The organism is Tumebacillus flagellatus (assembly GCF_000714935.1).
Lineage (GTDB): Bacteria > Bacillota > Bacilli > Tumebacillales > Tumebacillaceae > Tumebacillus > Tumebacillus flagellatus.
Genome location: NZ_JMIR01000016.1, coordinates 22,440 through 36,970, shown reverse-complemented (window position 1 = coordinate 36,970; position 14,531 = coordinate 22,440). Strand labels below are relative to the sequence as shown.

General features: G+C 56.1%; 15 protein-coding genes. All 15 read right to left on the bottom strand.

The features are described 5' to 3' along the window. Window positions 1-2: 2 nt before the first annotated feature. Complete coding sequence (locus EL26_RS11975) at window positions 3-593, bottom strand: MotE family protein (protein ID WP_038088852.1); 591 nt, start codon at window positions 591-593, stop codon at window positions 3-5. A gap of 10 nt (window positions 594-603) precedes the next feature. Next, window positions 604-1,050 (bottom strand): flagellar export protein FliJ, encoded by a 447-nt coding sequence (fliJ, locus tag EL26_RS11970; RefSeq protein WP_038088851.1) that lies wholly within the window; start codon window positions 1,048-1,050, stop codon window positions 604-606. Further along, a complete protein-coding gene (gene fliI / locus EL26_RS11965) occupies window positions 1,047-2,372 on the bottom strand; it encodes a flagellar protein export ATPase FliI (protein ID WP_038088848.1) in 1,326 nt (441 codons plus the stop codon). The genes fliJ and fliI overlap by 4 nt, the downstream gene beginning before the upstream one ends. Then, the gene (locus EL26_RS11960) at window positions 2,369-3,124 is read right to left on the bottom strand and encodes a FliH/SctL family protein (RefSeq protein WP_238546101.1); all 756 of its coding nucleotides are present in this window, start codon (window positions 3,122-3,124) and stop codon (window positions 2,369-2,371) included. Before EL26_RS11960 ends, fliI begins: the two co-directional genes overlap by 4 nt. 1 nt (window position 3,125) lies before the next feature. Continuing rightward, window positions 3,126-4,136 carry a flagellar motor switch protein FliG gene (fliG, locus tag EL26_RS11955; RefSeq protein WP_420802062.1) on the bottom strand — a complete coding sequence of 337 codons (1,011 nt, stop codon included), beginning with the start codon at window positions 4,134-4,136 and terminating at the stop codon, window positions 3,126-3,128. 13 nt (window positions 4,137-4,149) lie between these two features. After that, window positions 4,150-5,679 carry a flagellar basal-body MS-ring/collar protein FliF gene (fliF, locus tag EL26_RS11950; RefSeq protein ID WP_038088840.1) on the bottom strand — a complete coding sequence of 510 codons (1,530 nt, stop codon included), beginning with the start codon at window positions 5,677-5,679 and terminating at the stop codon, window positions 4,150-4,152. Between the two features lie 39 nt (window positions 5,680-5,718). Continuing rightward, on the bottom strand, window positions 5,719-6,027 hold the full coding sequence (gene fliE, locus EL26_RS11945; RefSeq protein WP_038088837.1) for a flagellar hook-basal body complex protein FliE: 309 nt from the start codon (window positions 6,025-6,027) through the stop codon (window positions 5,719-5,721). A gap of 16 nt (window positions 6,028-6,043) precedes the next feature. After that, window positions 6,044-6,496 carry a flagellar basal body rod protein FlgC gene (flgC, locus tag EL26_RS11940; RefSeq protein WP_038088834.1) on the bottom strand — a complete coding sequence of 151 codons (453 nt, stop codon included), beginning with the start codon at window positions 6,494-6,496 and terminating at the stop codon, window positions 6,044-6,046. Between the two features lie 2 nt (window positions 6,497-6,498). Then, the gene (flgB, locus tag EL26_RS11935) at window positions 6,499-6,912 is read right to left on the bottom strand and encodes a flagellar basal body rod protein FlgB (RefSeq protein WP_038088831.1); all 414 of its coding nucleotides are present in this window, start codon (window positions 6,910-6,912) and stop codon (window positions 6,499-6,501) included. A 261-nt stretch (window positions 6,913-7,173) separates the two neighbouring features. Then, window positions 7,174-7,938, bottom strand: a complete 765-nt coding sequence (codY, locus tag EL26_RS11930) for a GTP-sensing pleiotropic transcriptional regulator CodY (RefSeq protein WP_038088827.1) — start codon at window positions 7,936-7,938, stop codon at window positions 7,174-7,176. A 27-nt stretch (window positions 7,939-7,965) separates the two neighbouring features. Beyond that, window positions 7,966-9,357: an ATP-dependent protease ATPase subunit HslU gene (gene hslU, locus EL26_RS11925; protein WP_038088821.1), complete on the bottom strand. Its 1,392-nt coding sequence runs from the start codon at window positions 9,355-9,357 to the stop codon at window positions 7,966-7,968. After that, entirely contained in the window at window positions 9,354-9,911 is a 558-nt protein-coding gene (hslV, locus tag EL26_RS11920) for an ATP-dependent protease subunit HslV (RefSeq protein ID WP_038088819.1), read from the bottom strand. The genes hslU and hslV overlap by 4 nt, the downstream gene beginning before the upstream one ends. A 19-nt stretch (window positions 9,912-9,930) precedes the next feature. Further along, window positions 9,931-10,875, bottom strand: coding sequence for a tyrosine recombinase XerC (xerC, locus tag EL26_RS11915; protein WP_338010855.1), 945 nt, complete (start codon window positions 10,873-10,875; stop codon window positions 9,931-9,933). Window positions 10,876-10,991: 116 nt separating this feature from the next. Then, entirely contained in the window at window positions 10,992-12,308 is a 1,317-nt protein-coding gene (gene trmFO, locus EL26_RS11910; RefSeq protein WP_038088816.1) for an FADH(2)-oxidizing methylenetetrahydrofolate--tRNA-(uracil(54)-C(5))-methyltransferase TrmFO, read from the bottom strand. Window positions 12,309-12,361: 53 nt separating this feature from the next. After that, on the bottom strand, window positions 12,362-14,482 hold the full coding sequence (gene topA / locus EL26_RS11905; RefSeq protein ID WP_038088810.1) for a type I DNA topoisomerase: 2,121 nt from the start codon (window positions 14,480-14,482) through the stop codon (window positions 12,362-12,364). Window positions 14,483-14,531 lie beyond the last annotated feature (49 nt).

The window sequence follows — 14,531 nt, the reverse complement described above, 5'->3', positions numbered from 1 at the left end:
AATCAAGAGGAAAGTACCTTGCTGGCGATTGCCGGGTCCATTTTTTCCAGAATGGCAGCTTGCTGTTCGTTGGTCATCTTGGAAAAAATGTGCTTCAATTCCGTGACGGAAAGCTGGCTCATCACCGCCGCAGCCTTCGCCGGGCTCATCTGGGAATACACTTGTGCTTGCTGAACATACGGGTCGGCAGCCGCCGCACCTCCCGCAGAGGTGCCGTTCTTGGCCGTGGCGTCCGCTTTTTTCTTGAGATCGTCGATCTGTTTTTTCAAGTTGGAGATCTCGGTGTCCTTCTTGGACATATCTGACTCCAGTTGTTTCTTGGAGTCCTCAAGCGCTTTGATCTGATCTTCGGCATCTTGCAGTTGTTGGGCGGGGTCAGGTTTGTCCCCGTCTGCCGCAGATTGGGTCTCTTCGGCGGGGAGGATCTTGCTGACACCGGGAATGGCGCGCGCGGCGTGACCGATCTTGCCGGTGATGTCCCACCCTAAGAATTGCAAAATGATCCCAACCAACAGCGCGGTGAACAGCATCGGGAGAATGATGATGTAAAACGTCCATTCCATCCCGCTGTAGCGTCGTTCCGATTCTTGCATGCTGTTCCCTTCACCCCTTCGTTCGTTGATATCCGGTCACGGCGATCTCATCCAAAGATTCCTGCGCAAGCTTGTTCAGCCAGGCTTGGTGCTCCTCCAATCGACGCCCCTTGAGTTTCACCCATTTTTGCTCCTCCAGATAACATTCCGTCATCTCTTGTCGCTTTTCGGTGCACTCAGACCGTTTCCCTTCTATGAGATGGTTCTGCCGCTCGATCAAACTTCTCTGTGAGAGCATGAACTGCATCCAGCCGTGCAACTCTTGAGCGGAGACTCCCTCCATCGTCATGTTGTGCAACTCCAAAACGGCCTCCTCGTGGGAGGCGAGCAGGTTTTGCAGCTTTTCCCGCTCTGTTTCCAAGTTACGAAGCGATTCGGTGTATTGCCAATTGGCTTGTTGCGTCAAGCGGTTCTTCAGGTCGGTGATTTTGTGCAAGGATTCCAGACGAACACTCATGCGTCAATCCCTCCGAACGTTTCAATCAGCGTCGTTTGCGCGGTTTCCAAGTTCGTTTTCTCGTGCACGTCCTGAGTGGTGAATTGCTCGATGGCCGAGGCGAATTGAATGGCACGGTCGATCTGAAGGTTGCTGCCCCGCTGGTATGCTCCGATGTTGATCAGGTCTTCCGATTCCTTATAAATAGAAGCGAGTCGTTTGACGGTGCTCGCCGCTTGTCGATGCTCGGGAGTTACCAACTCGTTCATCACGCGCGAGACGGAAGCCAGGACATCGATCGCGGGAAAATGACCTCGGTTAGCCAGCGCCCGTGAGAGGACGATGTGACCGTCGAGAATCCCCCGCACGGCATCGGCAACCGGTTCGTTCATGTCATCCCCGTCCACGAGGACGGTGTAAAACGCCGTGATCGTACCGCTGTGCCCTGTGCCCGCTCTCTCCAAGAGACGCGGCAACATCGCGAACACAGAAGGGGTATAACCGCGTGTCGTCGGAGGTTCGCCGACTGCGAGACCCACTTCGCGCTGAGCCATCGCAAATCGGGTGACAGAGTCCATCATCAACACGACGTCTTGACCTTGGTCGCGAAAGTATTCCGCGATGGACGTCGCGACCATCGCCCCCTTGATCCGCACGAGCGGCGGTTGGTCGGAAGTGGCAACGACGAGGACAGAGCGTTTCAGCCCTTCCTCCCCCAGGTCTTTCTCGATGAATTCACGAACTTCGCGCCCCCGCTCCCCGATCAACGCGATGACGTTGATGTCGGCGGTCGTGTTGCGCGCCATCATCCCGAGCAACGTGGATTTCCCGACGCCGGAACCGGCAAAAAGACCGACACGTTGTCCGCGCCCGACGGTCAGCAGACCGTCGATGCAGCGCACGCCTACGCTGAGCGGTTCTTGAATCCGTTTGCGGGTCAAAGGGTTGGGAGGTTGTTGCATCGCGTTGGTGTGCTCATGACACACAAGCGGCCCCTTCCCGTCAATCGGTTCGCCCAGCCCGTTCAAAACGCGGCCGAGCAGATGCGGACCCACCGGAACCTGCAACGAACTGCCCGTTGCCACCACATCGTGCCCCGGACCGATCGATCCGAGATCTCCAAGGGGCATGAGGAGGACGTTGTTCTCACGAAACCCGACGACCTCCGCGTACATCGGAGGCATCCCGGCGGATTCGATGGTGCAGACATCCCCGATGGTGGCAACCGGCCCCTTGGACTCGATCGTCAATCCGATGACTTTGGTGACTTTGCCATTGACTTTGATCGTGCGTGTGCGTTCGAGACGTCTGAGGTAGCGGTCAAGTTGCAGTGTTTGGCTCATGCTTCAAGGTTTGCAGCAACATCCTGCAAAGCCTTCCTCACCTCTTCCAACTGAGTGTCGATCCGAGCGTCGACGTTGCCAAAGGACGTGTGCAAGACACAGCCGCCGGCCGTGACTCCGCGGTCGGGGATCACGATCAATTCCGTCTGCCCCGGTACTTCCTTGCGCAAGAACTCGCGGTTGTCGCGCACTCGCTCAAAGTCATCGGGATGGACGCGGACTTCGATCTTGCCGGAGTCGTTGATTTCTTCAAGCGCCGCTCGAACGACATCGAGCACCCAACTGCGGTCGATTTCGGATTCGCGGTGCATGATCTTGCTCGCAATTTGGCAGGCGAGGTCGACGATGAGAGGTTCGGAATCGGCAAGAAATTGTCTTCGGTCCGTTTCGGCCAACTGATAGAGATGCTGTACTTCAGCAAATGCGCCGGCGTACTCCCGCGAGACCGTCTCTTGCGCTTCTCCGTACCCTTCGTTGAAGCCGTTGCGTTTTGCCGTTTCGACTTCCGCGTGCAAAACTGCTTCGACGCGCGCCCGCTCCGCTTCCAAAAGCCCCGCCGCCTGTTGCTCGGCCGCGAGGCGGATGCTCTCGGCCTCGCGACGAGCTTCTGCCCGGATGTTCTCCGCTTCTTGCAGCGCGGATCGTTTGATCTGGTCGATCTCCGGGTCGAGCATTGCTTCCGGCTCACGGATCGGTTGCACATGTACAAAGTAGGAGCCTTGGGTCAATTGAGCTTGGTGAGCTTTTAGCACCTTAGACAATGATATCGTCTCCTCCACCGCGGGCGATCACGATCTCGCCGCTCTCTTCGAGGCGGCGGATGATGCCTACGATGCGTTGCTGTGCTTCTTCGACATCGCGAAGTCGAACAGGCCCCATGAATTCCATGTCTTGCTTGAAGGTTTCCACCATGCGCTTGGACATGTTGCGGAAGATGACTTCCTGCACTTCCTCGCTCGCCACTTTGAGTGCCAAGGCGAGGTCTTGGGTTTCGACATCGCGGATGACTCGCTGAATGGACCGGTTGTCGATGTTGACGATGTCTTCGAAGACGAACATGCGTTTCTTGATCTCTTCTGCCAGTTCAGGATCTTGCAGTTCCAGCGATTCGAGGATCGTCTTCTCGGTGGAACGGTCGACCCCGTTGAGCACCTGTACGATAGCGTCGATCCCGCCGCCTGAGGAAAAGTCGTGCAACGACATCTGGGAAAGTTTGTTCTCCAGCACGCGCTCGACTTGCGAGATGACTTCCGGAGAAGTTCGATCCATCAACGCGATGCGTCGAGCGACATCCGCTTGGTGGTCTTGCGGAAGCGCCGAGAGGATCATCGCCGCCTGTTGCGGATCGAGATAGGAGAGCACCAACGCGATGGTTTGCGGGTGCTCGTTTTGGATAAAGTTGAGGATTTGATTCGGATCCGCTTTGCGGGCGAAATCGAACGGTCTAACTTGAAGCGAAGCCGTTAAGCGGTTGATCACTTCGAGAGCTTTTTGCGACCCGAGCGCTTTCTCCAAGACATCCTTGGCGTATTCAATCCCGCCTTGGGCGATGAACTCTTGGGCTTGTACGATCGAGTGGAACTCTTCCAGCACGTCTTCGCGCTGTTCGAACTCGATCTTGCGCACGTTGGCGATCTCCAAAGTCAATTGCTCAATTTCGTCTTCACGTAAATGTTGGAATACTTTGGACGCAATTTCAGGACCCAAAGAGACCAGCAGCACGGCGGCCTTTTGACGACCAGATAGTTTCTGTTGTCGTGCCACAAGCATGTCACTCCTACTCTTCTACCAACCAAGTACGCAACAGGTTGACAAATTCTTCCGGCTTTTGTCCAGCCAGTTTCTCCAATTGCTTTTTCATCTTCGCGTTTTCGGTTTCTTCTACGACGGCACCCACATCGGTAACGCGCGGTTTTTCCAGAACCGGAACTTCTGCCACCTTGCGTCGACGAGAGAACATGTACACACCGCCGCCCAGCAACACAAGCGCTGCAGACAGAGCTCCGAGGAACCACGGTTGTTTGTACCACGCGGTGGTGGAGGCAAACGGGTTGGCCGGTGCTTGGAACGTCCCGCCGGTGATGGTGATTTGCGTGTCGGCCGTTCCGTCGTTGCTTGCCCCGATGGCAGTTGAGACAAACTTTCGGATGTCCGCTTCGCGGTCCTTCACCAACTGTTCGTTGTTGATCAAGACGGAAACCGTGTAGGAGTTCACTTCGTACGGTGCGGATTGACCGTTCTCGTCGTAAGTGTCCCAATCGCGGTTGATCGTGGACTCCTTCTTGGACGAAGTAGTGCTGCCACTGTCTGTCGCTTTTCCCGTCGGCGTTGCGCCCGGATCGCCGGTGGTTGTGCCCGGTGTGCCGGAAGCACCCGAGGTGCCTTGGTTTTCTTCGGAGATGTTGTGTTCGGAGACGACCGCCCCGGTGTTGCTGTCTTTCATCGGGCTTACGTTGTGCGTCTTCCAAGTTTTTTGGTCGAAGTTTAAGTTGGCATGTACGACAACTTCCACATTGCCAAGACCGACCAACCGCTCCAAAGAATCCCGAATTCTATTCTTAGCTTCGTTTTCCACTTGGTTCTGGATCACTTGTTGTTTGGTCAATTGCGGATTCGACGTGCCGTCCGGAATCGGCTGTCCAGTTTCGTCCAGCAGGCGGGCGCCGTTCTGGTCGACCAGCGAGATGTTTTGCGGCGACAGGTTCGGAACGGAATGAGACACCAGCTGTTGAATCCCCATCACTTGTTCGGAGGAAAGTTTGACACCCTGGTCCAGCAACACGACGACAGAAGCTTTGGCGTTGTCTTGCTGTTGGGTGACGAACAACTTCTGCTCCGGCATTACGACATTGACTCGCGCTTCTCGAACACCCTTGAGCGTGAGGATCGAATTTTGAATCTGGGTCTCGATCGCTTGCTTGGTGCGGACGTTGAACTCGTTCTCGGTCATCCCGAGGGTTTGGTTGTCAAACACCGAGTACCCGGACGCGCCTGTGCTCGGGAGGTTGGCCATCGCGAGTTTCATCCGCGCTTCATCGACGTACTGTTCCGGCACGGAGACGGAGTCGCCTGCGGTTTTATAAGGAATCTTCAGTTCGTCCAACTTGGTGGTCACTTCGCCGAGTGAGGCGGGAGCTTGATTGACCAAGACTGTTTGGTAATTCGGTCGCAATGCGAACCAGCTCAGAAAGGCCACCGTTAGAACGAACAGCACAGCGACGATAAGCAGGTTCCGGCGCTGGTGTTTCTGAAGGTTTTTCCAGTAACCTGTGAGTTTTTCTATTAGTGCTTTGATCTGTTGGTTCACAATGTCACCCCGTCATCACTTCTTACGCCCAAAATCACGTTACATCTGCATTCTCATGATCTCTTGGTACGATTCCAGCGCTTTGTTGCGAATCTGGACGCCAAGTTGGAAGGAAATCGTGACTTTCTCGGTCGCGATCATCACGCTGTGCAGATCGGGAACTTGTCCCGCCGCTGCCAGCGCGGTCATCTTGTCCGCCTGCAGCTGTTCCGTGTTCACTTCTTCCATCGCTTGGTTCAGAAAGTCCGAAAACGAGCTTCCCGCGGTTTTCTTGGCATCGGCGGCTTGAAGGGATTGCACAGAGCTCGTCCCACTGACCGGAAGCAGATTGGATACAGAGTTAATCATCTAGGAAGCTCCCCTCTTATTTGCCGATCTCAAGCGCCTTGAGCGCCATCGATTTTGCAGAGTTGATCGCCGTGATGTTGGCTTCATAGGAACGGGACGCCGAGATCATATCGACCATTTCCGTTGAGATGTCAACATTCGGCATTTGAACGTAACCATACATCGGGGAGTTCGGGTCTTTCACCGCGTCCGGATGACTCGGATCGTACACCAGTTTAAACGGTGTGTTGTCCCGGGAAATCTCCGTCACGCGCACGCCTTGGCTCGGCGCTTGCAACTGACTGCTCAACGCGTCTTGGAAACTCGGAGCCATGCGTTCGCCAAACGTCACGATCTGACGGCGGTACGGCTGACCGTCCACGCCGCGCGTGGTGTTGGCGTTTGCGATGTTCGAAGAGATGACGTCAAGACGCAACCGCTGCGCGGTCAAACCGGATGCTGCTATGTTAATGCTGTCAAACATCCCCATGCTTATCTCTTCCCTTCACTGATTGCGTATTTCAGAATCCCAAATTTCGAGTTGATCTGCTGCGTCATGGTGTTGTAGAGAATTTGGTTCTCGGCGAGGTTGGTCATCTCCGCGTCAATGTCGACGTTGTTTCCGTCGGTGCGAAGCGAAGTGGTGTTCTCTTGAAACACCGTCGGCTTCACATCGTCGAGGTTTGTCGAATTGATTTGAATATGACGAGGGTCGGTGATGCGCCCCTCCAACGTGTCGCCCGGCGACAGCGCGTTCGACAACGCCTCTTGGAACGAGACATCGCTGCGCTTGAAATTCGGTGTGTCGATATTGGCAATGTTGTTAGACAACACTTTTTGGCGCAGAGAAGATGCGTCAAGAGTTCGCTCAAGCAAGGTGATCGAACGGGTATCCAGCAAAGACATTCATCATCACCCTATCGTTAGTAATTTTATCGTATTTCATTTCGATGCGATACACGAAAATCCTGCATATTACGACAAGTCGTTCAAACCAACATTCACCATTTTATTCTCGAATAAGTCGAATTACTAGGGACTTTCGCCCTGCTTCGACAGTTTCCTGCTTATAATTCGCCGTTTTTACATGAAAAATAAAAAAAGGAAGCCGCATTCGGTGCGACTTCCTTTTTTATTTGACCTCTTATGACGAATTCTGTCACACGGTTATCGGGACTTGATCGCTTCCAGCATCGGCATTAATTTCTCGTTGAGGATTTTGATGTGCGTCCCCTTCATGCCAAGCGATCTCGCTTCGACAACACCTGCACTTTCCAATTTGCGCAACGCGTTGACGATCACCGAACGGGTGATGCCCGCGCGGTCGGCGATGCGGCTTGCCACCAGCAACCCTTCACGGCCGTTCAATTCGGCGAAGATGTGATCGACCGCTTCCAACTCGCTGTAAGAAAGCGACGAAACGGCCATCTGCACAACAGAACGCTCGCGCCCTTCTTGGATCTGGCGGTCGAGTGTCTGCCGCATCATCTCCATTCCGATCACAGTCGCGCTGTACTCCGCCAGCACGACGTCTTCCTCGGTGAACTCCCCGCTGCGGCGCGTCAAAAGCAGCGTGCCGATGCGGTCGTTGCTTGAAGAGATCGGAATCATCGTCCAGCAGGTGTCGCCGGTGCCCGCCGCGCAAAACGGGGTGGCTTCCCGGATGTTCATGAGCGTGCGTTCTTCGCGCTGCATGCGCTGCACGAAGTCGCGCGGGGCGGCGTGCGCGCCGTTGATGTCGCGCGGCAGTTGGACGAAATCGCTCGTCTCCGCCAGCGCGTGACCGAGCACCGCTCCGTCAGGATGGATCAGGAACACGTTGCAGAACACGATATCCCGCAACGTTCCCACCAATTCCTCAAAGCCCACTCGCATGCCTTCAGCTCGTTGCAACAACTTATTAATCACCCGCGTTTTGCTCAACAATTCCATAACAGCCTGGTACCCTCCTGTATAACGCTACAGGATAAACTGGCTGAGATCCTTGTTCTTGACGATTCCTTCCAATTTCTCTTGTACGTATGCCGGAGTGATCACAACTTTCTCCAGCAACACGTCCGGGGCTTCAAACGAGAGGTCTTCCAGCAACTTCTCCAACAAGGTGTGCAAACGCCGCGCCCCGATGTTGTCCGTCTCTTGGTTAACCGTCGTTGCCAGCTCCGCGAGTTTTTGAATCGCATCTTCGGTGAACTCGACTTTGATGCCTTCTGTCTCCAGCAAAGCTACGTACTGCTTGAGCAGGGCGTTTTGCGGTTCGGTGAGGATGCGGCGGAAATCGTCCGCCGTGAGAGAGGTCAGTTCGACCCGGATCGGGAAGCGTCCTTGCAGCTCCGGGATCAGGTCGCTCGGTTTGGAGATGTGGAAAGCGCCGGCTGCGACAAACAGGATGTGGTCGGTCTTGACCGGGCCGTACTTGGTGTTCACGGTCGATCCTTCCACGATCGGCAAGATGTCGCGTTGCACGCCTTCGCGGGACACGTCGGGGCCGCCGCCGCGCTCCTTGCCTGCGATCTTGTCGATTTCATCGATGAAGATCATGCCCGACTGTTCGGCGCGGTAGACGGCTTCGGTGGTCACGTCGTCCATGTCGATCAGCTTTTGCGCTTCTTCTTGGGCCAGCAATTTGCGGGCTTCGCGGACTTGGACTTTGCGCTTCTTGCGGCGCTTGGGCATCATGTTGCCCAGCATCTCCTGCAAGTTGTTCATGCCCATCCCTTCCATCCCCGGCAGGTCCATCATGCCCGGAGAGTTGTCCTCGACTTCCACTTCGACAAGCTGGTCTTCCAACTCGCCGCGCTCCAACTTCTGACGAACCTCATTGCGCTTTTGGCGGATCTCATAAGATTCCTGTGCGCTTTCGTCTTGTTGAATACCAGCATTGCCACTAAAGAGCATTTCTAACGGGTTTTTGAAATTTTTTGTTTTTGCAGGGTCGGGAACCAACACGGAAACGAGGCGGTCTTCCGCGAGGCGGCTCGCTTTTTCCTTGACGGATTCCATGCGCTCTTGCTTGACGATGCGAATCGCCGTCTCGACCAAGTCGCGCACCATCGATTCCACGTCGCGCCCCACATAGCCGACTTCCGTGAATTTCGTCGCTTCCACTTTGATAAAAGGCGCTCCGACCAACTTTGCCAGCCTGCGCGCGATCTCGGTCTTGCCCACGCCGGTCGGACCGATCATCAAGATGTTTTTCGGTGTGACTTCATCGCGGATGTCGTCGGCCAGCAACGCGCGGCGATAACGGTTGCGCAGCGCCACGGCGACCGCTTTCTTGGCGGCTTTCTGGCCGACGATGTAGCGGTCCAGTTCTTCGACGATCCGGCGCGGGGTCAGGTTAAGGTTACTCACAGGCGTTCCCCTCCGATCTCTTCGACGATGATGTTGTCGTTGGTGTAGACACAGATGTCCGCGGCGATCTGCAGGGCGTTTCGAGCCACGTCGCGCGCCGGCAAGTCGGTATGTTGCATCAAAGCACGGCCCGCCGCCAACGCGAAGCTGCCGCCCGATCCGATCGCGATCACGTCGTCGTCCGGCTCAATCACTTCCCCGTTGCCGGAGACGAGCAAGAGGGCGTCGCGGTTCATGACGATCAGCATCGCTTCGAGGTTGCGCATCATCTTGTTCATGCGCCATTCCTTGGCGAGTTCGACGGCTGCCCGTTGCAAGTTGCCGTGGAACTCCTCCAGTTTGCCTTCAAATTTCTCAAACAGGGTAAAAGCGTCCGCAACCGCCCCGGCAAATCCGGCGACGACTTCACCGCGATAGAGGCGGCGAACTTTCTTCGCTCCGTTTTTCATGACCATATTCTGTCCAAACGTGACTTGGCCGTCGCCGGCCATCGCCGCTTGCCCGTTGCGTCGGCAAGCGAAGATCGTCGTGGAATGGAATTGACTCGCGCTCATCTGATTGGCTCCTCTCTGACTAGGCCCGCGGATGGGCTTGTGTGTACACGCGCTCCAAGTGTTCACGCGCCGTGTGCGTGTAGATCTGCGTACTGGAAAGCGAACTGTGCCCGAGCAGTTCTTGAATGGCGCGCAGGTCGGCGCCGTTGTCGAGCAGATGTGTGGCAAACGTGTGCCGCAGGGTGTGCGGAGAGATGTGTTGCAGGCCCGCACATAGTACTACGTATTTATCGAGAATTCGTCGCACGCTTCGGTCAGATAATCTCGTGCCGTTTTTGTTCAGAAAAAGCGCCTGCCCCGCACCCCCCCCTGCCGTGTTCCAAAGCGACGGACGCCCGTGGGCGAGGTAGTGTTGCAGCGCTTTCACGGCTTGGCTGCCAAGCAAGACGAGTCGCTCCTTGGCTCCCTTCCCGAATACGAGCGCCATGCCTTGGCTCAAATCGAGGTGGGAAACGTCGAGCGCCACCAACTCGCTGACACGCACGCCAGAGGCATACAGGACTTCCAGCAGCGCTTTGTCCCGCAAGCCAAGCGGCGTGGAGGTATCGGGAGCACCCAGCAACTGCTCCATGGCGTCCGCATAGAGAAAATTCGGGAGCTTGCGTTCCAGTTTCGGAGAACGGACTTCCTTCGCCGGGTTTTTCTCCACCCACCCCTCCCGTCGCAAAAACTCATACAGCGAGCGCAAAGCGGAAAGTTTGCGGGCGATTGATTTTTTTTCGTGCGTTTTGCTGAGACGGCCCATGAACGTGCGGACGTCGAGGTACGTCACCCGCCCGAATTCCTCCAACCCCTCCCGCAGCAAAAAACCAATGAATTGCTCAAGGTCGGAAAAGTAGTGGTCGAGCGTGTGATCGGATACGCGCTTCTCCACGGCAAGATACTGCATGTACAGGTCGACTTGGTGCTCCATCTCCGCCGGCCAGTGCAGATCAACGACCGGCTCCTCCACCCGTTCTTCCATCGGCTCTCCCCTGCCTTTCCTGCATCCCTATGTATGAAATCATCCTATTATGCAAGTACGCGAAAAGGCGTTTCAGGAACAGCCCCTCGAAACACCTTCTCGCTTTGGTCGTGCGTTTACAGTTCGTGAGTCGCCGTAAAATCTGCAAGAGCGGACAGAGCGCGCTCGGAGATTTTTTCGTTCTTCTCGGCTTTGTTGCGAATCTTCTTGCCTTCCAACGCCGGCAACAGGCCGAACGTCGCGTTCATCGGCTGGAAGTTTTTCGAAGAGGTGTGCGTGATGTAGTGCGCGAGCGACCCGATCGCCGTCGTGTCCGGGAAGACGAGCGGTTCCAGACCTTCTGCCAGTCGGGAAGCGTTGATCCCCGCGATGAGACCTGCCGCCGCCGATTCGACGTAGCCTTCGACACCGGTGATTTGCCCGGCAAAAAACAAATTGTCCCGCACTTTGGTCTGGTAGGTCGGACGCAGGAAGTTCGGCGAGTTGATGTAGGTGTTGCGGTGCATCACGCCGAAGCGCACGATCTCCGCGTTCTCTAGGCCCGGAATCATCCGGAACACGCGCGACTGGTCGCCCCACTTCAAGTGCGTCTGGAAGCCGACCATGTTGTACAGCGTCGCCGCCCCGTTGTCTTGGCGCAGTTGCACGACGGCAAACGGAGTTTTGCCCGTGCGCGGGTCGGGAAGACCGACCGGCTTCAGCGGACCGAACAACATCGTCTGACGGCCGCGCTTCGCCATGACTTCAATCGGCATGCACCCTTCAAAGAACACTTCCTTCTCGAATTCTTTGAGCTGCACCACTTCGGCGGAGATCAAGGCTTCATAAAAAGCGTTGAACTCCTCTTCCGTCATCGGGCAGTTGATGTACGCCGCCTCGCCTTTGTCATAGCGGGACGCGACATAGACTTTGTCAAAATCGATGGTGTCCTTCGAGATGATCGGAGCCGCCGCGTCGTAGAAGTACAGATACTCCTCGCCGGTCAGGTCGGCAATCGCTTTCGAGAGCGACGGCGACGTCAACGGTCCGGAAGCGATGATCACGATGCCGTCCGCAGGAATCTCGGTGAGTTCTTCGCGAATGACGTTGATGTTCGGGTGGTGTTTCACCCGCTCGGTCACGCTTTCGGAAAATGTATCGCGGTCGACCGCCAGCGCGCCGCCCGCCGGCACAGCTGTCAGATCGGCGGAGGTGATGATCACCGAGTCCAGTCGGCGCATCTCTTCCTTGAGCAAGCCGACGGCGTTGGTCAGCGAGGCTCCGCGCAAGGAGTTCGAGCAGACGAGTTCTGCGAAGTTTTCGGTTTTATGAGCATCCGTCTTGCGGACGGGGCGCATCTCGTAGAGGTTGACTTGATGGCCGCGCTTGGCGATTTGCCAAGCCGCTTCCGAACCGGCGAGACCCGCTCCGATGACGGTGATGGGTTGCGTCATGGTGAATGTACTCCTCCTGTCTACATACCTGCTCAGAAAAAAGCACAGGGCTGCTAAGAGCCCTGTTTGCTTTCTGCTGTTGCTTCAACTTCTTCCTTATGGCCGCATTCGGCGGACGAGCAGACGATCGTTTCTTTGCCCTCGCCCTTGCCGGAACGCTTGATCACAAGCGGCTGCGAACATTCCGGGCATGCTTTGCCAACCGGGCGATCCCAGATGATAAAGTCGCACTCCGGGTAGTGGTTGCACCCGTAGAAGACGCGGCGGCGTTTGCCTCGGCGCTCAACGAGTTGACCCTCGGCGCACTTCGGGCACGCCACTCCGATCTCCTTGAGGATCGGCTTGGTGTTGCGGCAATCCGGGAAGCCGGGGCATGCCAAGAACTTGCCGAAGCGCCCGTGCTTGTAGACCATCAGTTTGCCGCACTTCTCGCACTCGACATCGGAGACTTCGTCTTCGAGGACGACGTGCTTCATCTCCTCTTCGGCGACTTTCAAGTCCTTCTCGAAATCCTCGTAGAATTCCTTGAGCACTTTCACCCAGTCGATGTCGCCTTCCTCAACTTCGTCGAGGTTCTGCTCCATGTTCGCCGTGAAATCGACGTCGATGATCTGCGGGAAGAACTCTTCCATCATCTCGTGGACGATTTCCCCGAGCTCCGTCGGAACAAAGCGCTTCTCTTCCAGCAACACGTACCCGCGCTTTTGGATCGTCTCCAACGTCGGCGCGTACGTGGACGGACGGCCGATGCCGATCTCCTCCATCGTTTTGACGAGACGCGCTTCGGTGTAACGAGGCGGCGGTTGCGTAAAGTGCTGCTTGGGATCAAGCGAAGGCGTTTTCAACGCTTGGTTTTCGACCAGCGGCGGGAGGAATTTCTCATCGTCCTCCTTGCCTTCATCCGTTCCTTCAATATAAAGGGTCATAAACCCGGGGAACTTGATCTTGGAGCCGGTCGCCCGGAATTTCACGTCGCCGGCCAGAATGTCGACCGTCATCGTGTCGAGCACGGCGGAGGACATCTGCGAAGCGACGAAGCGATCCCAAATCAGCTTGTAGAGACGGAGCTGGTCGCGGGAGAGGAATTCCTTGAGTTTGTCCGGGTGGCGGAGCACGGAAGTCGGGCGAACCGCTTCGTGCGCTTCTTGTGCGCCCTTGGACTTGGTGTTGTAGTTGCGAGTTTCCGGCGGGTAATAGTCCGCGCCGTACTCTTCGACGATGTACTCGCGCGCTTCTTCCTGCGCGATCGGCGAGATGCGGACAGAGTCGGTACGCATGTAGGTGATCAAACCGACAGTGCCCTCTTCGCCGATGTCGATGCCCTCATAGAGCTGCTGGGCGAGCGACATCGTCTTCGCCGCACGGAAGTTCAGCTTGCGGGCCGCTTCCTGTTGCAGCGTGGAAGTGGTAAACGGAGCGGACGGGTTGCGGCGGCGTTCCGTCTGCTTGACACTGTGGACGCGGTACTCGGCGCCCTCCACCGCTTTTAGGATTTCTTGTACGTCTGATTCCGATGTAAGGTCGCGCTTTTCTTCTCCGAACCCGTGGAATCTGGCATCAAATTTGGACTTGTCCACTTGGAAATTCGCAGTGAGTGTCCAATACTCTTCCGGTTTGAACTCGCGAATCTCGTTTTCGCGGTCGATGATCAGGCGGCAGGCAACAGATTGCACACGGCCGGCCGACAGCCCTTTTTTCACTTTCTTCCATAATAATGGGCTGATTTGATAACCGACGAGGCGGTCGAGAATTCGGCGCGCCTGTTGGGCGTTGACGAGGTTCATATTGATCGAACGAGGTTGCTTGAATGCTTCCTTGACAGCGTCCTTGGTGATCTCGTTGAACACGACGCGGCAGTCGCCCGCCGTGTCCACATCCAGAATATGAGCCAGGTGCCAGGCGATCGCTTCCCCTTCGCGATCAGGGTCGGCCGCCAGAAAGACTTTTTTGACTTTCTTGCGGGTGTCGCGAAGTTCCTTCAGCACATCGCCTTTGCCACGAATGGTTATATATTTCGGAGAGAAGCCGCTCTCCACATCGACCCCAATCTGAGACTTTGGCAGGTCGCGGACATGACCCATCGAGGCTTTCACGACATATTTCTTGCCAAGATACTTCCCGATGGTCTTCGCTTTCGCCGGAGACTCGACAATGACCAGGTAGTCTGCAGCCACGACTCTCTCCCCCTTTCTTCCTTAGTATGTATTGGTACCTGCCAGCTAT